The sequence below is a fragment of the Streptomyces sp. NPDC047072 genome (assembly GCF_040643855.1).
GTDB lineage: Bacteria > Actinomycetota > Actinomycetes > Streptomycetales > Streptomycetaceae > Streptomyces.
Window position 1 is genome coordinate 43,000 of sequence record NZ_JBEYVC010000018.1, and the last position, 23,722, is coordinate 66,721.

The 23,722-nt window shown below is 69.2% G+C and carries 22 protein-coding genes; 17 read left to right on the plus strand and 5 right to left on the minus strand.

Annotated elements, in window-relative coordinates; all coding sequences use genetic code 11:
• Positions 1 to 77: 77 nt before the first annotated feature.
• A complete protein-coding gene (locus ABZ896_RS10965) occupies positions 78 to 1,109 on the minus strand; it encodes a chitinase (RefSeq protein ID WP_360925345.1) in 1,032 nt (343 codons plus the stop codon).
• Positions 1,110 to 1,414: 305 nt separating this feature from the next.
• Here ABZ896_RS10965 and ABZ896_RS10970 point away from each other — a divergent pair, with 305 nt between their 5' ends.
• Genes ABZ896_RS10970 through ABZ896_RS10985 form a run of 4 tightly spaced genes read left to right on the plus strand, consistent with a single transcriptional unit; the run spans position 1,415 to position 6,146 of the window.
• Positions 1,415 to 1,798, plus strand: a complete 384-nt coding sequence (locus ABZ896_RS10970; protein WP_360925348.1) for a hypothetical protein — start codon at positions 1,415 to 1,417, stop codon at positions 1,796 to 1,798.
• A 20-nt stretch (positions 1,799 to 1,818) separates the two neighbouring features.
• Positions 1,819 to 4,101 (plus strand): bifunctional polysaccharide deacetylase/glycosyltransferase family 2 protein, encoded by a 2,283-nt coding sequence (locus ABZ896_RS10975; protein WP_360925351.1) that lies wholly within the window; start codon positions 1,819 to 1,821, stop codon positions 4,099 to 4,101.
• A complete protein-coding gene (locus ABZ896_RS10980; RefSeq protein WP_360925354.1) occupies positions 4,102 to 5,415 on the plus strand; it encodes an acyltransferase in 1,314 nt (437 codons plus the stop codon). It begins immediately after the preceding gene.
• Between the two features lie 35 nt (positions 5,416 to 5,450).
• Entirely contained in the window at positions 5,451 to 6,146 is a 696-nt protein-coding gene (locus tag ABZ896_RS10985) for a demethylmenaquinone methyltransferase (protein WP_360925357.1), read from the plus strand.
• Between the two features lie 40 nt (positions 6,147 to 6,186).
• On the opposite strand, the gene ABZ896_RS10990 is transcribed toward ABZ896_RS10985, so the two are convergent.
• Both ABZ896_RS10990 and ABZ896_RS10995 read right to left on the minus strand, forming a co-directional pair.
• A complete protein-coding gene (locus ABZ896_RS10990) occupies positions 6,187 to 6,534 on the minus strand; it encodes a PASTA domain-containing protein (RefSeq protein WP_360925360.1) in 348 nt (115 codons plus the stop codon).
• An 83-nt stretch (positions 6,535 to 6,617) separates the two neighbouring features.
• A complete protein-coding gene (locus tag ABZ896_RS10995) occupies positions 6,618 to 7,142 on the minus strand; it encodes a GNAT family N-acetyltransferase (RefSeq protein WP_360925363.1) in 525 nt (174 codons plus the stop codon).
• A gap of 120 nt (positions 7,143 to 7,262) precedes the next feature.
• Between ABZ896_RS10995 and ABZ896_RS11000 the strand changes: the two genes are divergently transcribed.
• A complete protein-coding gene (locus tag ABZ896_RS11000; RefSeq protein ID WP_360925366.1) occupies positions 7,263 to 8,558 on the plus strand; it encodes a geranylgeranyl reductase family protein in 1,296 nt (431 codons plus the stop codon).
• 124 nt (positions 8,559 to 8,682) lie between these two features.
• Here the strand turns inward: ABZ896_RS11000 and def are convergent, their stop codons facing one another.
• On the minus strand, positions 8,683 to 9,315 hold the full coding sequence (gene def, locus ABZ896_RS11005; RefSeq protein WP_360925369.1) for a peptide deformylase: 633 nt from the start codon (positions 9,313 to 9,315) through the stop codon (positions 8,683 to 8,685).
• Positions 9,316 to 9,404: 89 nt separating this feature from the next.
• Here def and ABZ896_RS11010 point away from each other — a divergent pair, with 89 nt between their 5' ends.
• Positions 9,405 to 11,243: an FAD-dependent oxidoreductase gene (locus ABZ896_RS11010; protein ID WP_360925372.1), complete on the plus strand. Its 1,839-nt coding sequence runs from the start codon at positions 9,405 to 9,407 to the stop codon at positions 11,241 to 11,243.
• Between the two features lie 66 nt (positions 11,244 to 11,309).
• Here the strand turns inward: ABZ896_RS11010 and ABZ896_RS11015 are convergent, their stop codons facing one another.
• Positions 11,310 to 12,122: a C40 family peptidase gene (locus tag ABZ896_RS11015; RefSeq protein WP_360925375.1), complete on the minus strand. Its 813-nt coding sequence runs from the start codon at positions 12,120 to 12,122 to the stop codon at positions 11,310 to 11,312.
• Positions 12,123 to 12,857: 735 nt separating this feature from the next.
• Between ABZ896_RS11015 and ABZ896_RS11020 the strand changes: the two genes are divergently transcribed.
• From ABZ896_RS11020 to nuoK, 11 genes are read left to right on the plus strand one after another with little or no spacing between them, the layout of a single operon-like run.
• The gene (locus ABZ896_RS11020) at positions 12,858 to 13,217 is read left to right on the plus strand and encodes an NADH-quinone oxidoreductase subunit A (RefSeq protein WP_007383963.1); all 360 of its coding nucleotides are present in this window, start codon (positions 12,858 to 12,860) and stop codon (positions 13,215 to 13,217) included.
• Positions 13,218 to 13,231: 14 nt separating this feature from the next.
• Positions 13,232 to 13,786, plus strand: a complete 555-nt coding sequence (locus tag ABZ896_RS11025; RefSeq protein WP_003998928.1) for an NADH-quinone oxidoreductase subunit B — start codon at positions 13,232 to 13,234, stop codon at positions 13,784 to 13,786.
• The gene (locus tag ABZ896_RS11030) at positions 13,783 to 14,547 is read left to right on the plus strand and encodes an NADH-quinone oxidoreductase subunit C (protein ID WP_360925379.1); all 765 of its coding nucleotides are present in this window, start codon (positions 13,783 to 13,785) and stop codon (positions 14,545 to 14,547) included. The genes ABZ896_RS11025 and ABZ896_RS11030 overlap by 4 nt, the downstream gene beginning before the upstream one ends.
• On the plus strand, positions 14,544 to 15,881 hold the full coding sequence (locus tag ABZ896_RS11035; protein ID WP_360925382.1) for an NADH-quinone oxidoreductase subunit D: 1,338 nt from the start codon (positions 14,544 to 14,546) through the stop codon (positions 15,879 to 15,881). The genes ABZ896_RS11030 and ABZ896_RS11035 overlap by 4 nt, the downstream gene beginning before the upstream one ends.
• Positions 15,878 to 16,738, plus strand: coding sequence for an NADH-quinone oxidoreductase subunit NuoE (nuoE, locus tag ABZ896_RS11040; RefSeq protein WP_360925385.1), 861 nt, complete (start codon positions 15,878 to 15,880; stop codon positions 16,736 to 16,738). The genes ABZ896_RS11035 and nuoE overlap by 4 nt, the downstream gene beginning before the upstream one ends.
• Positions 16,735 to 18,084, plus strand: a complete 1,350-nt coding sequence (gene nuoF / locus ABZ896_RS11045) for an NADH-quinone oxidoreductase subunit NuoF (RefSeq protein ID WP_360925388.1) — start codon at positions 16,735 to 16,737, stop codon at positions 18,082 to 18,084. Before nuoE ends, nuoF begins: the two co-directional genes overlap by 4 nt.
• Positions 18,081 to 20,585, plus strand: a complete 2,505-nt coding sequence (locus ABZ896_RS11050; RefSeq protein ID WP_360925391.1) for an NADH-quinone oxidoreductase subunit G — start codon at positions 18,081 to 18,083, stop codon at positions 20,583 to 20,585. Before nuoF ends, ABZ896_RS11050 begins: the two co-directional genes overlap by 4 nt.
• Entirely contained in the window at positions 20,582 to 21,946 is a 1,365-nt protein-coding gene (gene nuoH / locus ABZ896_RS11055) for an NADH-quinone oxidoreductase subunit NuoH (protein WP_360925394.1), read from the plus strand. Before ABZ896_RS11050 ends, nuoH begins: the two co-directional genes overlap by 4 nt.
• On the plus strand, positions 21,939 to 22,580 hold the full coding sequence (gene nuoI / locus ABZ896_RS11060; RefSeq protein ID WP_360925397.1) for an NADH-quinone oxidoreductase subunit NuoI: 642 nt from the start codon (positions 21,939 to 21,941) through the stop codon (positions 22,578 to 22,580). Before nuoH ends, nuoI begins: the two co-directional genes overlap by 8 nt.
• Positions 22,577 to 23,419, plus strand: coding sequence for an NADH-quinone oxidoreductase subunit J (locus ABZ896_RS11065; protein WP_360925400.1), 843 nt, complete (start codon positions 22,577 to 22,579; stop codon positions 23,417 to 23,419). Before nuoI ends, ABZ896_RS11065 begins: the two co-directional genes overlap by 4 nt.
• Positions 23,416 to 23,715: an NADH-quinone oxidoreductase subunit NuoK gene (gene nuoK, locus ABZ896_RS11070; protein ID WP_004927567.1), complete on the plus strand. Its 300-nt coding sequence runs from the start codon at positions 23,416 to 23,418 to the stop codon at positions 23,713 to 23,715. Before ABZ896_RS11065 ends, nuoK begins: the two co-directional genes overlap by 4 nt.
• The last annotated feature ends 7 nt before the right edge of the window (positions 23,716 to 23,722 follow it).

The following is a 23,722-nucleotide window of genomic DNA, read 5'->3' on the forward strand; positions in this document are numbered from 1 at the left end:
AAGGGGCGCGGGGCTGTATCGATTTGCGGCTCCGCCGCGTGGGCGCGACAAGCCCCCACCGGCCCGACGGCCGAAACTCAACCAGAGAACGCCTCCCCAAACGCCCCCGATTCCTGCGAAACCCCACTGCAATCCGTCGCCGCGTCATCATCCCCCGAACTCCCCGACTCGCACGCCTGATCCCGCGCCGCAGACCACATCGACACCCACGCGATCCCCTTCGACTCGGCAAAACTCCGCACCTGCGCCGCGTCCGACAGCGAAAACGTCTCCCCGTCCACGTCGTTGACCCCGATCATCGACGTCAACGCCATCGCCCCCCACGCCGTCGCGTCCGACGTCCCGAACACCGACTTCAGCTGCGTGTGCGCGGCCGCCGCCGCGGTGAGCGCGTAGTCCCCCATGTCCCCGTCGTACGACTCCCCGTAGTTCATGGTCATGAGATTGACCGTCGAGACCTGCACCCCGCTGTTGTTGGCGGACTCCAGCAGCGCCACGCTGTCGTCGTCGAGCCCCGACGGCATCACGGGCAGCGTGAACGAGACGGACAGGTCGGTGCGTTCCTTCTGCAGCAGCGCGATCGCCTGCGAGCGCAGGTCGACCGAGTCGGAGTCGGTCAGCACGTCCCCCTCGATGTCGAAGTCGGCCAGCGAGGACCCCGCCGCGTCCAGCGCCTTCCCGTACGCCGCCGCCAGCTTCGCCGCGCTGGAGCAGGTCTGCGCCAGCTCCTTCCCGGAGGCCCCGCCGAAGGAGACCCGCACCTCGGCACCGCCGTCGGTGAGCGCGCTGATCCGGGACTTCACGGTCGAGTCGCCGATCGCGGCGGAGTCGTTCCAGGTCGGTGTGCAGTCGCTGCCGTCGGCGATCACGAAGGCGAGGTTGTACGTGGCCGGGGAGCCCGCGGAGTCGTTGGCGGAGGCGGTCTCGGCGCTGACGTAGGGGGCGTACGAGGTGGTCGTGGCCGACGGCGAACTGCTCTGTGGGGAACTGCTCGTTCGTGAGGGTTCCGGTACGGCGTCCGTGCTGCTGTCGGAGCCCGCGGAGCACCCCGCCGCACCCACCGCAAACAGACAGACGACCCCGACCGTCGGCCTCAGCAAAGCCCGCATTGTGCCTGCACCCGCTCTCGTGATTTTCGTCTCAGGATCGAAACAAAGCCCTATTCGAAAGGAGAACGTCTCATACGCAGCTGGTGTTCAGGGGCATCGACAACACACAGGCAATACATGGGAGGGAAGGAGTGAACCGGACCAATCGGTCACGCCAAAAGGTGTATTCAACTCACTTCCCTCCCGGACCGGTTGCGCAGGGGTTCCCCGAATCTCTCAGGGAAATGACAGGTTAAGGCGTTTCTCATAAGCGCCTCACAAGAAGACGCGTTTCGGTCACATAAAGACTCCTTAGCGTCTGAGGAATGCAAACCGAGCCCGCTATCGAAAGCCGCGCCGCCGCACGCGGTCGCCGCCGCAAACGCGGCAACGAGTCCGCCGACGGACCCGTGTTCGTCGACAACTCCGGTCGCCGCTCCAAGCTGCTGCGCCGGATCGGTCTCCTCGCCGGTGCCCTGTCCCTCGGGTACGCGGTCGTCCTCGGCCTCGCCTTCATGGGCATCGGCGTGTCCAGCACCACGCTGCTGCCCTTCGGCGGCGGCCAGAACGGCCCGGGCGGCCAGAACCGGGGCGGCCCCGGCGGCCTCACCGAGCAGGGCGGCACCGGCAACGTCGTACGGCCCACCGGCACTCCGCCCGCGCTGCCGTCCGGCGTGCCCACGCCGACCGCGTCCGCCACCGCCAACTAGTCCGGAACGGGGGCCACCTCATGACTTCGACCACGACGCCGTCGCGGGGCCGCCGGCGTGCTCCCTCCCGTATCGAACGGGCGGCGGGCAAGGCCGCGGCGCTGCAGAAACCGCGGGTCATCCTCGCCATGCTGCTCCTGCTCGGACTGACCAGCGTGATGCTGCTGGACGGCTATCTGCGCGCCGAGGTCGGCGGCGACGAGCGGGTGCGCGACGGGGCCAGCTCCAGCAAGGTGCCCGACAAGATCCTCAACGGCGGGCCGATCATCAGCTTCCGGGGCGGCCAGGCGACGACGACCTCCGTCCCGGCCAAGACGATCGCGCTCACCTTCGACGACGGCCCGAACCCGACGTACACGCCCCAGGTGCTGGACATCCTGAAGAAGTACGACGTGCCCGCGACCTTCTTCGTGGTCGGCTCGATGGTCTCGCGCTACCCGTCGATCGTGAAGGACATGGTGGACGACGGCAACGAGGTGGGCATCCACACCTTCACCCACGTCGACCTCTCCTACCAGAGCGACGCCCGTATCCGGCGCGAGATGACCCAGACGCAGCTCGCCCTCGCGGGCGCGGCCGGCATCACCACCACGCTGTTCCGGGCGCCGTACTCCTCGGAGACGGACGCCATCGACAACTACAGCTGGCCCGTCTACGAGAAGCTCGGCGAGGAGGGCTACACCAGCGTCTTCGTCGACACCGACAGCGACGACTGGAAGAAGCCGGGCGTCTCGAAGATCGTCAAGTGGGCGACGCCGTCCGGGACCACGGGCGCCTCCGTGCTGATGCACGATGCCGGCGGCGACCGCGAGCAGACGATCAAGGCGCTGCCGAAGTACATCGAGAAGATGAAGGCGAAGGGCTACACCTTCACCACCATCAGCGGAGTCGTCGAGGCCCAGAACACGGGCGCCGGGGCCGGACAGCAGGCGAACGCGCCGGCCGGTGCCGCGGGCGGACAGCTCCAGGGCGGGGCGCCGAACGGCACCGCCCGTCTCCAGGCCGCCCACCGCGAGGCCACCGGCACCACCCTCTACGAGGGCAAGGCCCTGGTCGTGGCCGTCGCCGTCGCTGAGTACACGGTGCCCGCGCTCTCGGTCGGGCTCGTGGTCGTGGGCGTCGCCGTCATGAGCCGGTTCGGGATGATGCTGATCCTCGCCCGCCGCCACTACAGACAGCGCAACAAGCGCCGCTTCAGCTGGGGGCCGACGATCACCCGCCCGGTGAGCGTGATCGTCCCGGCGTACAACGAGAAGGAGTGCATCGCCAACACCCTGGAGTCGTTGTCGAAGAGCACCCACCCGATCGAGGTCATCGTCGTCGACGACGGCTCCTCGGACGGCACCTCCGAGATCGCCCGCGAGGCGGCCCGCTCGCTCGGCATGACCAACGTCCGGGTCATCCGCCAGGAGAACGCGGGCAAGCCGGCCGCGCTCAACAACGGTGTCCGCAGCGCCAGTTACGACATCGTCGTGATGATGGACGGCGACACCGTCTTCGAGCCGGACACCGTACGGCAGTTGGTGCAGCCCTTCGCCAATGAGGAGGTCGGCGCGGTCGCGGGCAACGCCAAGGTCGGCAACCGCAACACGGTCATCGGGGCCTGGCAGCACATCGAGTACGTGATGGGCTTCAACCTCGACCGCCGGATGTACGACCTGCTGCGCTGCATGCCGACGATCCCGGGCGCGATCGGCGCCTTCCGCCGCGAGGCCGTGCTCCAGGTCGGCGGGATGAGCGAGGACACCCTCGCCGAGGACACCGACATCACCATCGCGATGCACCGCGCGGGCTGGCGGGTCGTCTACCAGGAGCACGCGCGCGCGTGGACCGAGGCGCCGGGCTCCCTGAAGCAGCTGTGGTCGCAGCGCTACCGGTGGTCGTACGGCACCATGCAGGCGCTGTGGAAGCACCGCAAGTCCCTCACCGACAAGGGTCCTTCGGGGCGCTTCGGCCGGGTCGGCATGCCGCTGGTGGTCATCTTCCAGATCGTCACGCCGGTGTTCGCCCCGCTGATCGACGTGTTCACCGCGTACTCGATGATCTTCGTCGACTTCCAGGCGGCCCTGTACGCGTGGCTGGCGGTGCTGGGGATCCAGCTGGTCTGCGCCGCGTACGCCTTCCGGCTGGACAAGGAGAAGTACCGGTACCTGCTGATGATGCCGCTCCAGCAGCTGGCCTACCGGCAGATGATGTACCTCGTCCTCATCCACTCCTGCATCACGGCGCTCACGGGCGGCCGCCTGCGCTGGCAGAAGCTGAAGCGCACCGGCGAGGTCGGCACTCCGGCAGGGGTGAGCTAGATGAGCTGGGAGCAGCAGGGGTACGGGTACGGCCAGGGGTACGGCGACGGGCACGGCCACGCGCACGCGTACGGGCAGGACCAGGGGTACTCGGAGTATGCGCAGCAGCCGTATCCGCAGCAGTATGTGGAGTACGGGTACGGCGTGCCGGAGGCTACGGCGCCGATGCCGGTGCTGGAGCCGGAACCGGAGCCGGTGCTGGAGCCTGAGCCGCTTCTTGAACCGGAGCCCGCTGCTCCCACCGACGCCGGGGCGGAGGAGGAGAAGCCTTCGCCCCGGCCCCCGGGCCGGGACCGCTACTTCGACACCCTGCGGGCCGTCGCCCTGATCCGGGTCGTCACCTATCACACCTTCGGGTGGGCCTGGGCGGGCATGGTCTTCCCCTCCATGGGCATCATGTTCGGCCTCGCCGGCACCCTCATGGCGAAGTCCCTGGAGCGCCCGGCGTTCAAGGTCGTCAAGAGCCGGATGCGGCGCCTGCTGCCGCCGTTCTGGTTCTGGGGCGTCTTCGTGGTCCTCGCGATGCTGATCCACGACTGGATGCCGGGCTGGCAGATCGTCTTCTGGATCGTGCCGCTGGGCGATCCGCCGGGCAACCAGTGGGCGATCCAGGCCTGGGAGATCCTCTGGTACCTGCGGACCTACCTCTGGTTCGTCCTGCTCTCCCCGCTGCTCCTGAAGGTCTTCCGGCTGGCCCCGGTGCCGGTCCTGCTGCTCTCCCTGGCCCCGATCGTGGTCTTCCACTTCCTGTGGGAGCCGCCCGACAACCGCCTCGGCAGCGCGCTCACCGACCTCGCCACCTTCCTGTTCTGCTGGATCCTCGGCTTCGCGCACCGGGACAGGGTCCTGGAGCGGCTCAAGCCCTTCGCCGTGGTCGCCCTCTCGCTCGCCGCGATCGGCTTCGGCGGCTGGTACGCCTTCACGCACCAGGCCGAGACGGGCTCGTACGACCTCGACGACATCCCGCTCGCCCAGGCCTTCTGGTCCGCCGGGTACGTGATGCTGCTGATGTGGGCCAAGTCGTGGTTCGGGATCGACTTCGCCTGGCTGACCCGGTTCCGGCGCACCGACCGGATCGTCACGATCTTCAACTCCCGCGCGGTGACGATCTACCTGTGGCACGAGATCGCGCTGATCCTCGCGGTCCCGCTGATCGACCAGTTCTGGAACGTGCCCGCCTTCGAGAAGTGGCTGCCGCTGGAGAGCCAGTGGTTCATGTTCGGCATCGGGTGGGTGCTGATCGCGGTGTTCGTGCTGGTGTGCGGGTGGGTGGAGGACGTGGCCGGGAAGAAGAGGCCGCGGCTGCTCCCCTGAGCGGGCCGTGGAGGTCGTACTGCAAGAATGGGCGGGTGACCCGCGCCTCCCTGAACAAGCAGCCGCACGAAGTCGCCTCGATGTTCGACGACGTGGCGGAACGGTACGACCTGACGAACGACGTGCTCTCGCTCGGCCAGGACCGGGTGTGGCGCAAGGAGGTCGCCCGGGCCGTCGACGCCCGCCCCGCCCAGAAGATCCTGGACCTGGCCGCCGGTACGGCCACGTCCTCGCTGCCCTTCGCGCGGACCGGCGCCTATGTCGTGCCCTGCGACTTCTCGCTGGGCATGCTGCGGGTCGGCAAGAAGAACCACTCCTGGCTGCCGTTCACCGCGGGCGACGCGACGAAGCTGCCGTTCCGGGACGATGTCTTCGACGCGGTCACGATCTCCTTCGGGCTGCGCAACGTCCAGGACACCGACTCCGCGCTGCGCGAGATGTACCGGGTGACCAAGCCCGGCGGACGGGTCGTGATCTGCGAGTTCTCGCACCCGACCTGGGCGCCCTTCCGCACGGTCTACACCGAGTACCTGATGCGGGCGCTGCCGCCGGTCGCCCGCGCGGTCTCCTCCAACCCCGACGCGTACGTCTACCTCGCCGAGTCCATCCGCGCCTGGCCCGACCAGCCGGCGCTCGCCGAGCGGCTCCAGAAGGCCGGCTGGTCGAAGGTGGCCTGGCGCAACCTGAGCGGCGGGATCGTGGCGTTGCACCGGGGCGTCAAGGGGAGCTGAGTCCGCACACGGGGCTCGGGCTCGGGGCTCGGCTCAGGGCTCAGCCGAACCCCGTCGTGCAGCGCACCGCGTACGGGTCGCCCGGCTCGTCCAGCTCGCGCTGGAGGCCGCCCCTGGGGGGCTTCGGGATACGGGGTTCATGGACGCCCCCGCCACCCTCGCCCGGGCCGAGGTCGAACCACACGTACACCACCGAGTCCCGCGGCACCTCCGCGCCGGCCTGCGGGTACTGGCGTACGACATAGTCGACGACGGCCAGGTGGAAGTCCTTGCGGTCCGGCGCGTTGATGAACAGGCCCTGCGCCTGCGCCGTCTCGCGCGCGTCCACGGCCATCAGACCGACCAGACGCGGGACGCGGACTTCGGGCGATTTGGGTGTTATGCGCACAGATGTCACCCCCAGCGGTACAGGCAGGGTAACTCTCGCGCCATGGCGCCCGGAAGTGCCGGGTTTCTTTCTGTAGCAGATCGCTACCGTGCGTGACCGTTTCGCAGGGTGAGCCGGAAACAGAGCGCGTTCTCCGCGAACCGCGGGTGCGGGTAGGTCTCCGCGAGGGTCATCCCGAGCCGCTCGGTGACCGCCACGGACCGTTCGTTGCCGGGCCGGACCATCGCGACCACGTCCGTGACACCGGCCGCCCTGAGCCGCTCCAGGGTCATCTGCGCGGCCGCGGTGGCGTACCCCTTGCCCCAGTAGGCCCGGCCGAGCCGCCAGCCGATCTCGATCTCCCCCGTCGGACCCCAGTCCTGCGGCCACGGCTGCGCGCCGGTGAAGCCGATGACCTCGCCCTTCTCGTCGACCATGGTCCACAGGCAGAAGCCCAGCTCGGCGTCGTGCCGCCGCTGGCGCGCGGTCAGCTCCTCGTAGACCGACAGCTCCGCCGACTTGCCGCCGTGGAACTCCATGACGTCCGGGTCGTCGAAGACCCGATGCCAGGCGAGCGCGTCCTCGTCGGTGGGAACACGCAGCCGTACCACGGGGAGAGGTCGGTTCACAGGGCAGCCCTTCAGCCGGGTGATCAATTCTGCTGAATAGACTGCCCGTGTCCAGTGCCCCTCGGCACGCGGATTCCGAACTTGATTCCGAACTTGATCCGAGCTTGGGGAGATCCCGCCGTGACCGTCGTGAGCGAGCCCCTGTCCGAGAACACCGCCGATGTCATCGTCGTCGGCGCGGGGCCGGCCGGCTCCACGACCGCGTACTACCTCGCCAAGGCCGGACTCGACGTACTGCTCCTGGAGAAGACCGAGTTCCCGCGCGAGAAGGTCTGCGGCGACGGCCTCACCCCGCGCGCCACCAAGCAGCTCGTGGCCATGGGCATCGACGTCTCCGAGGAGGCCGGCTGGCTGCGCAACAAGGGCCTGCGCATCATCGGCGGCGGGGTCCGCCTCCAGCTGGACTGGCCGGATCTCGCCTCCTACCCGGACTACGGCCTGGTCCGCAAGCGCGACGACTTCGACGAGCAGCTCGCCCGCCAGGCGCAGAAGGCCGGGGCGCGCCTCTTCGAGCGCTGCAATGTGGGTGCCCCGATCATCGACGACCGCACCGGCCGTATCACCGGCGTCCACGCCAAGCTCGGCGAGGACAAGCGCGAAGTCACCTTCCACGCGCCCCTGGTGGTCGCCGCCGACGGCAATTCCACCCGGCTCTCCCTCGCGATGGGCCTGCACCGCCGCGAGGACCGCCCGATGGGCGTGGCCGTACGGACGTACTTCGAGTCGCCCCGCCACGAGGACGACTACCTGGAGTCCTGGCTGGAGCTGTGGGACCGCCGCGGCCCCGGCGAGGACCGGCTGCTGCCCGGCTACGGCTGGATCTTCGGCATGGGCGACGGCACCTCCAATGTCGGCCTGGGTGTCCTCAACACCTCCGACTCCTTCAAGGAGCTGGACTGGCGCGAGGTGCTCAAGGCCTGGTGCGCGTCCATGCCCGAGGAGTGGGGCTACACCCCCGAGAACATGACCGGCCCGATCCGCGGCGCCGCCCTCCCCATGGCCTTCAACCGCCAGCCGCACTACACCAAGGGCCTGCTGCTGGTCGGCGACGCCGGCGGCCTGGTGAACCCCTTCAACGGCGAGGGCATCGCCTACGCCATGGAGTCCGGCCAGATCGCCGCCGACGTCATCGTCCAGGCCCACGCCCGCCCGACCCCCGGCAGCCGCGAACTGGCCCTGCAGCGCTACCCGCAGGTCCTCAAGGACACCTACGGCGGCTACTACACGCTGGGCCGCGCCTTCGTGAAGCTCATCGGCAACCCGAAGGTCATGAAGATCGCGGCCCAGCGCGGGCTGACCCACCCGCTGCTCATGAAGTTCACGCTCAAGCTGCTCGCGAACCTCACGGACCCCACGGGCGGCGACGCGATGGACCGGATCATCAACGGCCTCAGCAAGGCGGCGCCGAAGGCGTGACGCGGGGCCCGGACCGGAGCACCGTGGAGGGATGGACGCAGGGCTCGCGTTACCGCTGTTCGTCATCCTCATCACGGTGTCGGTCTGGGCACTGGTTCACTCCTACCGGCGCTAGCCGTGGCCGCTAACCGCCGTTCAGCGCCTCGACGTTGGCGGCCCGGCGCGCGAAGACCTCCTCGCGCCGGGCGGCCACCTGCCGCAGCGCGTCCTTACGGTCCCGCGCGGACAGCCGGTCCAGATACACGCGTCCGTTCACATGGTCGGTCTCGTGCTCCAGGCACCGCGCGAAGTACCCGGTCCCCTCGATCACGAGCGGCTCGCCGTCCCTGTCGAACCCGCGCACCACGGCCCGGTCCGGACGCGGTACGTCCATGATCGCGCCCGGCACCGACAGACACCCCTCGCTGTCGTCGAGCAGCCTGCGCCCGGCCGGGTCGAGGGCCTCGACGACGGGGTTGACGATGTGCCCGACATGCCGGCCCCCGTCGTCGTCCGGGCAGTCGTAGACGAACAGCCTGAGGTCGACACCGACCTGGTTCGCCGCGAGTCCCGCTCCCTCGGCGATGTACATGGTCAGGAACATGTCGTCGATCAGCGCGGCGAGGTCGGGTCCGAACTCGGTGACGTCCCGGCACGGCTTGTGCAGGACCTCCTCGCCGACCTCGGTGACGCGCCGGACCTTTCCGCGCCGGGCCTCGGGCGCGATCCGGGGGTAGGACGGGCCGGCGGGCCTGCCTTGTACGAAGACGCTGGGCATGGGTGTGTTTCTCCTTGTTGTGAGGATGCTGTGGGCGGTGGGGCAACGGGCTTCCGGCCTCCGGCACCCCTCCTTACCCTCCGTTGCCCATGACAACAGAACACCTGCGACAGCCCCATGGCCACTCCCGCAGACGGTTCCTGGCCGGTGCCGGGGGAGCGGCCCTCGTCTTAGGCGGTGCGGGACGGGCGGCGTCCGCGCCCGCCGTGTCCGGGTCCGCGTCCATGTCCGCGTCGGCGTCCGGCACGCGCGTCGCCGTCCTCGGCGGGGGCGTCTCCGGCCTCAGCGCCGCCCACGAACTCGCCGAGCGCGGCTACTCGGTGACCGTCCACGAGTACTACGACGTCCTCGGCGGCAAGGCCCGCTCGATGCCGGTCCCGGGCACGGCGTCCGGCGGCCGCGCGGACCTCCCCGCCGAGCACGGCTTCCGCTTCTTCCCCGGCTTCTACCGGAACCTCCCCGACACCATGCGCCGCATCCCCTTCGCGGGCAACGCGGGCGGGGTCCGCGGCAACCTCCGCAACGCCACCGAGGAGTTGTTCGCCCGCGGTTCCGGCCGCCCCGACCTGCACTTCCCGCTGCGTCGCGCCACCACCCCGCCGGCCCCCGGCGATCTCACCCCGTCCTGGATCCGCGACCAGATCCTCTCCGTCCTGGACCTCGCCACCCGCCTCCCCGCCCACGAGGCCGCCTACTTCGCCGACCGCGTGCTGGTCCACCTCACCAGCTGCGACGCCCGCCGCGAGGACCAGTGGGAGCGGACCCCCTGGTGGGACTTCATCCGCGCGGAGGAGATGAGCGCGGAGTACCGGACGCTCCTCGGCATCGGCCAGACCCGCAACCTCGTCGCCACCCGCGCGGAAGTCGCCTCCACTCGCACGGTCGGCCGCGTCATCATCGAGGCCCTCATCCTCTGGGGCCTGCTCGGCCGCGGCCTCGACGGCCCCGACGCCGACGTCGACCGCGTCCTGAACGCCCCCACCAGCGAGGCCTGGATCGACCCCTGGGAGACCCACCTGCGCTCCCTGGGGGTCGAGTTCGACCTCGGCACCGAGGTCCGGGAGATCCTGTACGGCGGCGGCCGGGTCACCGGCGTCCACGTCTCGGCCCGCGACGGCGGCGACGACCGTACGATCACCGCCGACCACTACGTCTGCGCCCTCCCCGTCGAGCACGCGCGCGTGACGTGGGGCCCGGCCCTGCGCGCGGCGGACCCGCAGCTCGCCCGCTGCGACGCCCTGCGGACGGACTGGATGACCGGGGTGATGTTCTACCTCCGCACGCCCACCCCGGTCGTGCACGGCCACATCAACTGCCTCGACTCACCCTGGTCGGTGACCGGCGTCGGCCAGGCGCAGTTCTGGGACGGCCGGGACTTCGCGCGCGACTACGGCGACGGACGGGCGCACGACTGTCTGTCCGCGATCATCTCCGAGTGGGACAAGCCGGGCATCCTGTACGGGAAGACGGCTCGTGAGTGCACCAAGGAGGAGGTCGTCGCCGAACTCTGGGCGCAGTTGAAGGACGGCCTGAACGACTCCGGCAGGACCGTGCTGCGCGACGAGGACCGGCTCGGCTGGTTCATGGATCCCGCTGTGACGGGCCTGGGCGGCCTCGAGCCGCGGAACCGGGAGCAACTCCTCATCCACCCCACCGGGACGCTCCACAACCGCCCCACGGCCCGTACGAGGGTCCCCAACCTCTTCCTCGCGGGCGACTACGTCCGCACCGACGTGGACCTGGCGACGATGGAGGGCGCCAACGAGTCCGCGCGGCTCGCGGTCAACGCCCTGCTGGAGGCGGACAATTCGGACGCCGAGCGCTGCCGGGTGTGGGAGCTGTACCGGCCCCCGGAGATGGAACCCCTCAAGCGGGTCGACGAGGTGCGCTATCGGCTGGGCCTGCCCAACACCTTCGACCTGGGGTGAGCCGGAAGGGACCGCTGCCCCCGGGCGGTAGCGGTCCCTTCCGTACGACTGAGCCGTGGTCGCTCGTCAGAGCACCCGCACCGCGCCGGTCGGCGGGTCGTAGGACAGCGGCTTCTCGGCGACGCCCGTGGACGGGTTCTGCGCGCCGACGAACATGCCGTCACCGACGTACACCGCGACGTGGTACGCGCTGCCCGCGCTGCCCCAGTACAGGATGTCGCCCGGCTGCAGGTTGCTCAGCGAGACCTGGGTGCCGGCCGTCGACTGGTCCTGCGAGACGCGCGGCAGGTCGATGCCCACCTGCTTGAAGGCGGTCTGCACGAGGCCGGAGCAGTCCCACGAGCTGGGGCCCGTGCCGCCGGAGACGTACGCGTCCCCGATCTGCGCCTTGACGAAGGCGATGACCGCGGCGGCCGAACCGGTCGCCGTGCTCGTGGAGGTGGAGGTGGAGGTGCTCGCGCTCGCCGACGCGGACAGGGTGGCCCGCTCCGTGCTGCGGGAGGCGGCCTCCTCGGCGGCGGCCCGGCGGGCCTCCTCCGCCTTCTTCTTCGCCTCTGCCTTCTTCTTGGCCTCGGCGAGGTCGGCCTTGGCCTGCTTGGCGGCCGCGGCGGCGGCCGAGTCGCGCTCGGCCTGCAGCTGGTAGTTGGCCGCGGCCTGCTGCATCGCGTCGGCGGTCTCGGCCACCTGGCTGCCCAGGTCGGCCGAGAGGGTGGGCAGTTCGAGGGTCTGCGTCGTCGACTCGGCGGCGAACGCCGAAGCCGACGCGCCCGCCGCTGCCATGCTGAGGACGCCACCGGCGACTCCGGCACGCACGGCGATCGAAGTCGTCGCGCTGCGGCGGGGTTTCCGGTGGCTGCGTATGTGAGCGGTGTGGGACATGAGAACAACCGGTATCAGGGGCTCCTCCATACCTTCAAGAAACGTGTGCTGCGCCACAGTTGTTCAACGGTGCCCCCGAAACCCTGCTGCGTCTCTCTTTATTGACGCCGTAACGGACATTGCGGACTCAGGTGATCAAGCCTGTGATCATGCCCTTTCGCTGTTACGTCCGAATTGCCCCGCACCTACCACCGGTTGAGACCGATGGCCAAGCCCCCTTCTCGTGAAGCTCTCACTCGTGTGGCGGAGGTCACGCAACGGTTACGACGGCGGCTGCGTCTGCGGGCGGCCGCCGCTCGTGAACGCGTGCACGCGTCCACATCCGTCCCCACCCCTCCTTCTGATGTGTGAATGCGGCGCACTATCAAGGCGCCGAGTCCAGCACCAATTTGCATGCAGTGGAACTCTCTTGATATGGAGACGCCTCCCTCGACCCGCATCCACTAGCGGAAATGTCACCTCTGGTGATCACTTGGGCGCTTGCCGTACGAAGATCGCCGCCGATCCGGCTTCATGATCCCTTGTCGGGTGGTGGAGATCACAAAGCTTGTGCAATACCCCGTGTCGCAGATCACAGACCGGCGGGCATAAGATGCGGGTCAGTTGGGCTTGTGACCTGCTTCACATGTTCTCGATCTTCGTTGGGACGAACGGAAGGTGAGAACGCCGTAGGAAGCGGGTGTGAGTCCGATGCCATCGCCAGCAGTCAGTGCCGACTGAGAGGAGCGAGGAGCGGTGAACGCCTATGCGCCCATCCTCGTACTGGGAGCCCTCGGGGCAGGCTTTGCGATCTTCTCCGTGGTCATGGCCACGCTGATCGGTCCGAAGCGGTACAACCGGGCCAAGCTCGAGGCCTACGAGTGCGGCATCGAGCCGACCCCCACGCCGGCCGGCGGCGGGCGCTTCCCCATCAAGTACTACCTGACGGCGATGCTCTTCATCGTCTTCGACATCGAGATCGTCTTCCTCTACCCCTGGGCCGTCACCTTCGACGCCCTGGGTGTCTTCGGGCTCGTGGAGATGCTGCTCTTCGTGCTCACCGTCTTCGTCGCCTACGCGTACGTATGGCGGCGGGGCGGCCTGGAATGGGACTGAGGGGCCTTTAACTCATGGGACTCGAAGAAAAACTGCCGAGCGGCTTCCTGCTGACCACCGTCGAGCAGGCCGCGGGCTGGGTGCGCAAGGCGTCCGTCTTCCCGGCCACCTTCGGCCTCGCCTGCTGTGCCATCGAGATGATGACCACCGGCGCCGGACGCTATGACCTCGCCCGCTTCGGCATGGAGGTCTTCCGCGGCTCACCCCGCCAGGCCGACCTCATGATCGTCGCCGGCCGGGTCAGCCAGAAGATGGCGCCGGTGCTCCGGCAGGTCTACGACCAGATGCCGAACCCCAAGTGGGTCATCTCCATGGGGGTCTGCGCCTCCTCGGGCGGCATGTTCAACAACTACGCGATCGTGCAGGGCGTCGACCACATCGTCCCGGTCGACATCTACCTCCCCGGCTGCCCGCCGCGGCCCGAGATGCTGATGGACGCGATTCTCAAGCTCCACCAGAAGATCCAGACCTCCAAGCTCGGCGTGAACGCCGAGGAGGCGGCCCGGGAGGCGGAGGAAGCGGCGCTCAAGGCCCTGCCCACGATCGAGATGAAGGGGCTGCTGCGGTGAGCGACGCGAACGGTGTGAACGGCGCCGACGGGGGCTCGAACGGGGTGAACCCCGAGAAGGACCTCGGCGCCTCCAACCTCCCCGGCCAGCGCGGCGAGGGCGGTGAGGAGATCCGCGTCCAGCGCGGCATGTTCGGCGCCAACAACGGCGGCGACACCTCCGGCTACGGCGGCCTGGTCCGCTCGATCCGCCTCCCGGGACCGGCGGCCCGCCCCTACGGCGGCTGGTTCGACGAGGTCGCCGACGAACTGGAAGGCGCCTTGGAGGAGCAGGGACTCCTCCCGGACAATGCCATCGAGAAGACGGTCGTCGACCGCGGCGAGCTCACCTTCCACATCGAGCGCGAGCACCTGCTGCGCGTCGCACAGACCCTGCGCGACGACCCGGCCCTGCGCTTCGAACTGTGCACCGGCGTCAGCGGAGTCCACTACCTCCACGACAAGGGCCGCGAGCTGCACGCCGTCTACCACCTGCGCTCGATCACCCACAATCGGCTGATCCGCCTGGAGGTCAGCGCCCCGGACGCGGACCCGCACATCCCGTCCCTGGTCTCGGTGTACCCGACCAACGACTGGCACGAGCGCGAGACCTACGACTTCTTCGGGATCGTCTTCGACGGTCACCCGGCCCTGACGCGGATCATGATGCCGGACGACTGGCAGGGCCACCCGCAGCGCAAGGACTACCCCCTCGGCGGCATCCCCGTCGAGTACAAGGGCGCCCAGATCCCGGCTCCGGACCAGCGGAGGTCGTACTCGTGAGCACTTCCCACGCATCCGCCTCCGCCGCTTCGGCGCGCGAGACCACCGAGGGCACCGTCTACACGGTCACCGGTGGCGACTGGGACGAGGTCGTCCAGAGCGCGGCCAAGGCCGACGACGAGCGCATCGTCGTCAACATGGGCCCGCAGCACCCCTCCACCCACGGCGTGCTCCGCCTGATCCTGGAGATCGACGGCGAGACGGTCACCGAGGCCCGCTGCGGCATCGGCTACCTCCACACCGGCATCGAGAAGAACCTCGAGTTCCGCACGTGGACGCAGGGCACCACGTTCGTGACGCGCATGGACTACCTGACGTCCTTCTTCAACGAGACCGCCTACTGCCTCGCCGTCGAGAAGCTCCTCGGCATCGAGGACCAGATCACCGAGCGGGCCGAGATCATCCGGGTGCTCCTGATGGAGCTGAACCGGCTCTCCTCGCACCTGGTCTGCATCGCCACCGGCGGCATGGAACTCGGCGCCACCACGATCATGATCTACGGATTCCGTGATCGTGAAATGATTCTCGACATCTACGAGCTCATCACGGGCCTGAGGATGAACCACGCGTACATCCGCCCCGGCGGACTCGCGCAGGACCTGCCGCCCGGCGCGGTGGACCACATCCGCGAGTTCGTGAAGAAGATGAAGAAGAACCTCCCGGAGTACGACAAGCTCGCCACCGGGAACCCCATCTTCAAGGCCCGTATGCAGGACGTCGGTTACCTCGACCTCGCCGGCTGCATGGCCCTCGGCGCCACCGGCCCGATCCTGCGCTCCACCGGCCTGCCGCACGACCTGCGCAAGGCGCAGCCCTACTGCGGCTACGAGACCTACGACTTCGACGTCCCGACCGCCGACAGCTGCGACTCCTACGGGCGCTTCCTGATCCGCCTGGAGGAGATGCGCCAGTCGCTGCGCATCGTCGAGCAGTGCCTGGACCGGCTCCAGCCCGGCCCGGTCATGGTCGCCGACAAGAAGATCGCCTGGCCCGCCCAGCTCGCCCTGGGACCGGACGGGCTCGGCAACTCCCTCGACCACATCAAGAAGATCATGGGCACCTCCATGGAGGCCCTGATCCACCACTTCAAGCTGGTCACCGAGGGCTTCCGCGTCCCGCCGGGACAGGCGTACGCGGCCGTCGAGTCGCCCAAGGGCGAACTCGGGGTGCACGCGGTGTCCGACGGCGGCACCCGCCCCTTCCGGGTCCACTTCCGCGACCCGTCCTTCACCAACCTTCAGGCCATGGCGGCGATGTGCGAGGGCGGCCAGGTCGCCGACGTCATCGTCGCCGTCGCGTCCATCGACCCCGTGATGGGAGGCGTCGACCGGTGACCACCTCATCTTCCGAGCGGGGCGTCAGCCTGGGCATGCCCGAACTGCCCGCGCCCGCCTACCCGGACGACGTCCGAGCCCGCCTGGAGGCGGACGCGCGCGAGGTCATCGCCCGCTACCCGGACTCCCGCTCGGCCCTGCTGCCGTTGCTGCACCTCGTGCAGTCGGAGGAGGGCCATGTCACGCGCACCGGGATGCAGTTCTGCGCGGACGTGCTGGAGCTGACCACGGCCGAGGTGACCGCCGTCGCCACCTTCTACACCATGTACCGGCGCAAGCCGTCGGGTGACTACCAGGTGGGTGTGTGCACCAACACCCTCTGCGCTGTGATGGGCGGCGACGCGATCTTCGAGGAGCTCCAGGAGCACCTCGGGGTCGGCAACGGCGAGACCACCGACGACGGCAAGGTCACCCTGGAGCACATCGAGTGCAACGCGGCCTGCGACTTCGCGCCGGTGGTGATGGTCAACTGGGAGTTCTTCGACAACCAGAGCCCGGCCAGCGCCAAGCGCCTCGTCGACGACCTGCGCGCGGGACGGGCCGTGGAGCCCACGCGCGGGGCGCGCCTGTGCACCTTCAAGGAGACCGCGCGGATCCTTGCCGGTTTTCCCGACGAGCGGCCAGGGGCCGTCGAGGAGAGCGGCAGTGCGGGACCGGCGTCGCTGGTGGGCCTCCGCCTGGCCAGGGGAGAGACCGCACCCGCGCGCGTGGTCCATCCGCGCGACGGCGCACCGCAGGACCGGGACGTCCACGACCCGTCCCCGGCGGAGCACCTGAGCTCACACGACGCGCCACAGGACACGTCGGCCTCCGACCCGGCCCACCCGGCCGGGCCCGCCGCCGAGGAGGGGGAGTGATGACCTTGGCACCCGAACTGAAGAACAACAGCCCCGAGAAGCTGCTCGCACCCGTGCTGTCGGCCTTCTGGGACGAGGACAGGTCCTGGACGCTGGACGTCTACAAGAGGCACGAGGGATACGAGGGGCTCCGTAAGGCGCTCGCGATGTCGCCGGACGACCTGATCGCGTACGTCAAGGACTCCGGTCTGCGCGGGCGCGGCGGCGCGGGATTCCCCACCGGAATGAAATGGCAGTTCATTCCGCAGGGAGATGGAAAGCCGCACTATCTAGTTGTCAACGCCGACGAGTCGGAGCCCGGGACGTGCAAGGACATCCCGCTCCTCTTCGCGAACCCGCATAGCCTCATCGAGGGCATGATCATCGCGTGTTATGCCATCAGGTCTTCGCATGCCTTCATCTATCTGCGCGGTGAAGTCGTCCCTGTGCTGCGGCGGTTGCACTCGGCCGTGAGCGAGGCCTACGCGGCCGGCTACCTCGGACAGAACATCCTGGGCAGCGGCCTCGATCTCGAACTCACCGTGCACGCGGGCGCGGGCGCGTACATCTGCGGTGAGGAGACCGCACTGCTCGACTCGCTCGAAGGCCGCCGTGGTCAACCGCGGCTCCGTCCCCCTTTCCCTGCGGTCGCGGGCTTGTATGCGTGCCCGACTGTTGTGAATAACGTGGAGTCGATCGCGTCGGTTCCCGCGATTCTGCAAAAGGGCAAAGACTGGTTCAGGTCGATGGGCAGCGAGAAGTCCCCGGGCTTCACGCTCTACTCGCTCAGCGGCCATGTCGTCAGTCCCGGCCAGTACGAGGCCCCGCTCGGCATCACGCTCCGCCAGCTGCTGGAGATGAGCGGCGGAATGCGGCCGGGCCACCGGCTGAAGTTCTGGACGCCGGGCGGCTCCTCCACGCCGATGTTCACCGACGAGCACCTCGACGTCCCCCTCGACTACGAGGGCGTCGGCGCCGCCGGTTCCATGCTCGGCACCAAGGCCCTGCAGTGCTTCGACGAGACGACCTGCGTCGTCCGCGCCGTCACCCGCTGGACCGAGTTCTACGCCCACGAGTCCTGCGGCAAGTGCACCCCGTGCCGCGAAGGGACGTACTGGCTCGTGCAGTTGCTGCGCGACATCGAGGCCGGCAAGGGCGTCATGTCCGACCTCGACAAGCTCAACGACATCGCCGACAACATCAACGGCAAGTCGTTCTGCGCCCTCGGCGACGGCGCCGCCTCGCCGATCTTCTCCTCGCTCAAGTACTTCCGCGAGGAGTACGAGCAGCACATCACCGGCCGGGGCTGCCCCTTCGACCCGGCCAAGTCGACGGCCTGGGCGGACCGCCCGGAGGTGAACGCATGACGGTGACCACGAGCGCCCCCTCAGGCGGGGGAGAGGCGGCGGTCCCGCCGGAAGACCTCGTCTCTCTGACGATCGACGGCGCCGAGATCAGCGTGCCCAAGGGCACCCTGGTCATCCGGGCCGCCGAACAGCTCGGCATCGAGATCCCCCGGTTCTGCGACCACCCCCTGCTCGACCCGGCCGGCGCTTGCCGCCAGTGCATCGTCGAGGTCGAGGGCCAGCGCAAGCCGATGGCCTCCTGCACCATCACCTGCACCGACGGCATGGTGGTGAAGACCCACCTCACCTCGCCGGTCGCCGAGAAGGCCCAGCACGGTGTGATGGAGCTGCTCCTCATCAACCACCCGCTGGACTGCCCGGTCTGCGACAAGGGCGGCGAGTGCCCCCTGCAGAACCAGGCGATGTCCCACGGGCAGTCCGAGTCCCGCTTCGAAGGCAAGAAGCGGACCTACGAGAAGCCCGTGCCGATCTCCACGCAGGTGCTGCTGGACCGCGAGCGGTGCGTGCTGTGCGCCCGCTGCACCCGCTTCTCCAACCAGGTCGCGGGCGACCCGATGATCGAGCTGATCGAGCGGGGCGCGCTCCAGCAGGTCGGCACCGGCGAGGGCGACCCCTTCGAGTCGTACTTCTCCGGCAACACCATCCAGATCTGCCCGGTCGGCGCGCTCACCTCGGCGGCGTACCGATTCCGCTCCCGTCCGTTCGACCTCGTCTCCTCTCCTTCTGTCTGCGAGCACTGCTCCGGCGGCTGCGCGACCCGCACCGACCACCGGCGCGGCAAGGTCATGCGCAAGCTCGCGGCGAACGACCCCGAGGTCAACGAGGAGTGGATCTGCGACAAGGGGCGGTTCGCCTTCCGCTACGCCCAGCAGCGCGACCGGCTCCAGACGCCGCTCGTCCGCAACCCGGAGGGCGAACTCGTGCCCGCCTCCTGGCCGGAGGCGCTCCAGATCGCCGCGCAGGGGCTGCTCGCCTCCCGCGGCCGGGCCGGAGTCCTCACCGGGGGCCGGCTCACCGTCGAGGACGCCTACGCGTACAGCAAGTTCGCGCGCGTGGCCCTCGACACCAACGACATCGACTTCCGCGCGCGCGTGCACAGCAGCGAGGAAGCCGACTTCCTGGCCGCGCGGGTCGCCGGCAGCGGCCGTGACCTCGACGGTACGGGCGTCACGTACTCCGCTCTGGAGAAGGCGCCCGCCGTTCTGCTGGTCGGGTTCGAGGCCGAGGAGGAGGCGCCCGGCGTCTTCCTGAGGCTGCGCAAGGCCTGGCGCAAGCATGGGCAGAAGGTGTTCTCGCTCGCCACGCACGCCACCCGGGGCCTGGAGAAGGCCGGCGGCACGCTGCTGCCCGCCGCTCCCGGCACCGAGACCGAATGGCTGGACGCGCTCGCGGGCGGGGTCGGCCTGGAGGAGGGCGGTGCACAGGCCGCCGAGGCGCTGCGTACCGAGGGCGCCGTCATCGTCGTAGGAGAGCGGCTGGCCGCTGTGGCCGGTGGGCTCACCGCCGCCGCACGGGCCGCTTCCGCCACCGGCGCCCAACTGGTGTGGATCCCGCGGCGGGCCGGTGAGCGCGGGGCCGTCGAGGCCGGCGCGCTGCCGTCGCTGCTGCCGGGCGGGCGTCCGGCCACCGACCCGCGCGCGCGGGACGAGGTCGCCTCGGCATGGGGCGTGGCCGAACTCCCGCACCGCTACGGGCGGGACACCGGGCAGATCGTCGAGGCCGCGGCGTCCGGAGAACTCCAGGCCCTGGTGGTCGCGGGCGTCGAGATCGCCGACCTGCCCGATCCGGCACGCGCGCGTGAGGCGCTGCGCGAAGTCGGCTTCCTGGTGTCGCTGGAACTGCGGCCGAGCGAGGCCACCGAACTCGCGGACGTCGTCCTCCCGGTCGCCGCGGTCGCCGAGAAGGCCGGCACCTTCCTCAACTGGGAGGGCAGGGTGCGCTTCTTCGAGGCCGCCCTCAAGCCCGACCAGATGACCCGCCGCCTCGCGCCCACCGACGCGCGCGTGCTGCAGATGCTCGCCGACGCCATGGACGTCCACCTGGGACTGCCGGATCTGCGCACCACGCGCGCGGAGATCGACCGGCTCGGACCCTGGGACGGCCCGCGCGCCACCGAACCCCTGGAGTCCGCGGCCCAGTTGCCGCGGCCCGCCGCCGGAGAGGCCGTCCTGGCCGGACACCGGCTGCTGCTCGACCAGGGCCTCCTCCAGGAGGGCGACGAGGCGCTCGCCGGGACGCGACACGCGGCCCACGCGCGCGTGTCGGCCGCCACGGCCGCCGAGGCGGGCGTCAAGGAGGGCGACCTCCTCGCCGTCACCGGCCCCGCCGGAGTCGTCGAACTGCCGCTCCAGGTCACCGAGATGCCCGACCGGGTGGTCTGGCTCCCGCTGAACTCCACCGGCGGGGGAGTGTCCTCCGACGCCGGAGTGGTGCCCGGTTCCCTCGTCCGCATCGGCCCGGCCACGCTCGCCGCCGACGCCCCCAAGGAGGTGGAGGCATGAGCCCGTACTCCGCCGCTGAAGACCTCTCGATGTTCGGCACCGACCCCTGGTGGCTCGTCGTCGTCAAGGCCGTCTTCTGCTTCGCGTTCCTGATGGTGACCGTGCTGTTCTCCATCGTCTGGGAGCGCAAGGTCGTCGCCTGGATGCAGCTGCGCATCGGCCCCAACCGGCACGGCCCCTGGGGCATGCTCCAGTCGCTCGCCGACGGCATCAAGCTGATGCTGAAGGAAGACGTCATCGTCAAGCGCGCCGACAAGGTCGTCTACGTCCTCGCGCCGATCGTCGCCGCCATCCCGGCCTTCATGGCGATCGCGGTGATCCCCTTCGGCCCGTCCGGCAACGAGATCTCGATCTTCGGCCACCGCACCGCGATGCAGCTCACCGACCTCCCGATCGCGATGCTCTACATCCTCGCGGTCGCCTCGGTGGGCATCTACGGCATCGTCCTGGCGGGCTGGAGTTCCGGATCCACCTACCCGCTCCTCGGCGGCCTGCGCTCCTGCGCACAGATGATCTCGTACGAGATCGCCATGGGTGCCGCCTTCGCCTCGGTGTTCCTCTACTCCGGGTCGATGTCGACCTCGGCGATCGTCGAGGCGCAGCAGGACCGCTGGTACATCGTCCTGCTGCCGGTCTCCTTCATCATCTACGTCATCACGATGGTCGGCGAGACCAACCGCGCCCCCTTCGACATGCCGGAGTCCGAGGGCGACCTGGTCGGCGGCTTCAACACCGAGTACTCCTCGATCAAGTTCGCGATGTTCATGCTCGCCGAGTACGTGAACATGGTGACGGTCTCGGCCGTGACGACCACGCTCTTCCTCGGCGGCTGGCGGGCCCCCTGGCCCGTCTCCACCTTCTGGGAGGGCGCCAACCACGGCTGGTGGCCGCTGCTCTGGTTCGTCATCAAGGTGCAGCTGCTGCTGTTCTTCTTCATCTGGCTGCGCGGCACGCTCCCCCGCGTGCGCTACGACCAGCTGATGAAGCTCGGCTGGAAGGTCCTCATCCCGGTCTCCGTGGTCTGGCTGATGCTCGTCGCGACCGTGCGGACCCTGCGCAACGAGAACTACGACTTCGCCGACATCGCCCTCTACATCGGCGGCGGAGTCCTGGTCCTGCTGCTGCTCTCCTTCGTCGCCGACATGTTCCGCGAGAAGTCGAAGGCGGCCGCGCAGCCCGCCGAACAACCCGCCGGATTCGACCCGATGGCGGGCGGATTCCCCGTCCCGCCGCTGCCCGGACAGGAGTTGCCTCCGGTACCGCGGCGCCGCTCGCGCCAGGAGCGGGAGCTGATTGTCAGTGGTGGGCCCGATACTCAGAGTGACGGATCTCTGGATGGAAAGGAGGCGTCCGATGGCTGAGGAGCCCAAGGAGACCAAACCCGGTTTCATGAACCCCGTCGCCGGCTTCGGCGTGACCTTCAAGGCCATGTTCAAGAAGCGGCTGACCGAGCAGTACCCGGAACAGCAGAAGACCACCGCTCCGCGGTTCCACGGACGGCACCAGCTCAACCGCCATCCGGACGGCCTGGAGAAGTGCGTCGGCTGCGAGCTGTGCGCCTGGGCCTGCCCCGCCGACGCCATCTACGTGGAGGGCGCCGACAACACCGACGAGGAGCGCTACTCCCCGGGGGAGCGGTACGGCCGCGTCTACCAGATCAACTACGCCCGCTGCATCCTGTGCGGCCTGTGCATCGAGGCGTGCCCCACGCGCGCGCTGACGATGACCAACGAGTTCGAGCTGGCCGACAGCAGCCGCGCCAACCTCATCTTCACCAAGGAGCAGCTGCTCGCCGGTCTCGACGAGGGCATGGTCGACAGCCCACACGCGATCTACCCGGGCACCGACGAGCAGGACTACTACCGGGGCCTGGTCACGGAGGCCGCGCCCGGCACGGTCCAGCAGGCCGCCGTCTCCAAGGGCGAGGTGGTCCAGGAGGCCGAATCCACCTTCGGTGAGGGCGAGCCGGCGTCGGAGAAGGTGATCGGCCGATGACCGCGCCCCTTCAGCTCGCCGCCTCGGCCACCTCCACCGGCGAAGCCTTCCAGTTCTGGGTCCTCGGCACCGTCGCCGTGATCGGCGCCCTGTGCACCGTCTTCATGAAGAAGGCCGTGCACAGCGCGCTCTGTCTCGCCGGGACCATGATCATCCTGGCGGTGTTCTACCTCGCCAACGGCGCCTACTTCCTCGGCGTCGTCCAGATCGTCGTCTACACCGGCGCGATCATGATGCTCTTCCTGTTCGTGGTGATGCTCGTCGGAGTGACGGCCGCGGACTCGCTGACGGAGACCATCAAGGGCCAGCGCTGGCTGGCCCTTCTGTGCGGCCTCGGCTTCGGCGTCCTGCTCTTCGCGGGCATCGGCAACGCCTCGCTCAACCAGTTCAACGGCCTCGCGCAGGCCAACTCCGGTGGCAACGTGGAGGGGCTCGCGACCCTCATCTTCACCAAGTACGTCTTCGCCTTCGAGATCACCGGCGCCCTGCTGATCACGGCCGCCGTCGGCGCCATGGTGCTCACCCACCGCGAGCGCACCGAGCGCGCCCTGACCCAGCGTGAGCTGGCCGAGAAGCGCGTCCGCGAGGGCAAGCACGTCCCGCCGCTGCCGGCCCCGGGCGTCTACGCCCGGCACAACGCCGTGGACATCGCGGGCCTGCTGCCCGACGGCACCCCGTCGGAGCTCACCGTCAGCAAGACGCTGCGCGACCGCGGCCAGATCCGTGACGTGTCCACCGAGGCGCTGAACGACCTCAAGGCCCTGGAGCAGCGTTCCGAGGAGCGCCTGGAGCGGGCCGCGATCGAGTCGGCCACCTTCAAGAGGGAGGCGTCGAAGTGAACCCGGTCAACTACCTCTACCTCGCCGCCCTGTTGTTCACGATCGGCGCCACCGGTGTCCTGATCAGGCGCAACGCGATCGTCGTGTTCATGTGCGTCGAGCTCATGCTCAACGCCTGCAACCTCGCGTTCGTCGCCTTCTCCCGGATGCACGGCAATCTCGACGGCCAGATCATCGCCTTCTTCACGATGGTCGTCGCCGCCGCGGAGGTCGTGGTCGGGCTCGCGATCATCGTGTCGCTGTTCCGTTCCCGCCACTCGGCCTCGGTCGACGACGCCAGCCTGATGAAGCTGTAAGGGGTCG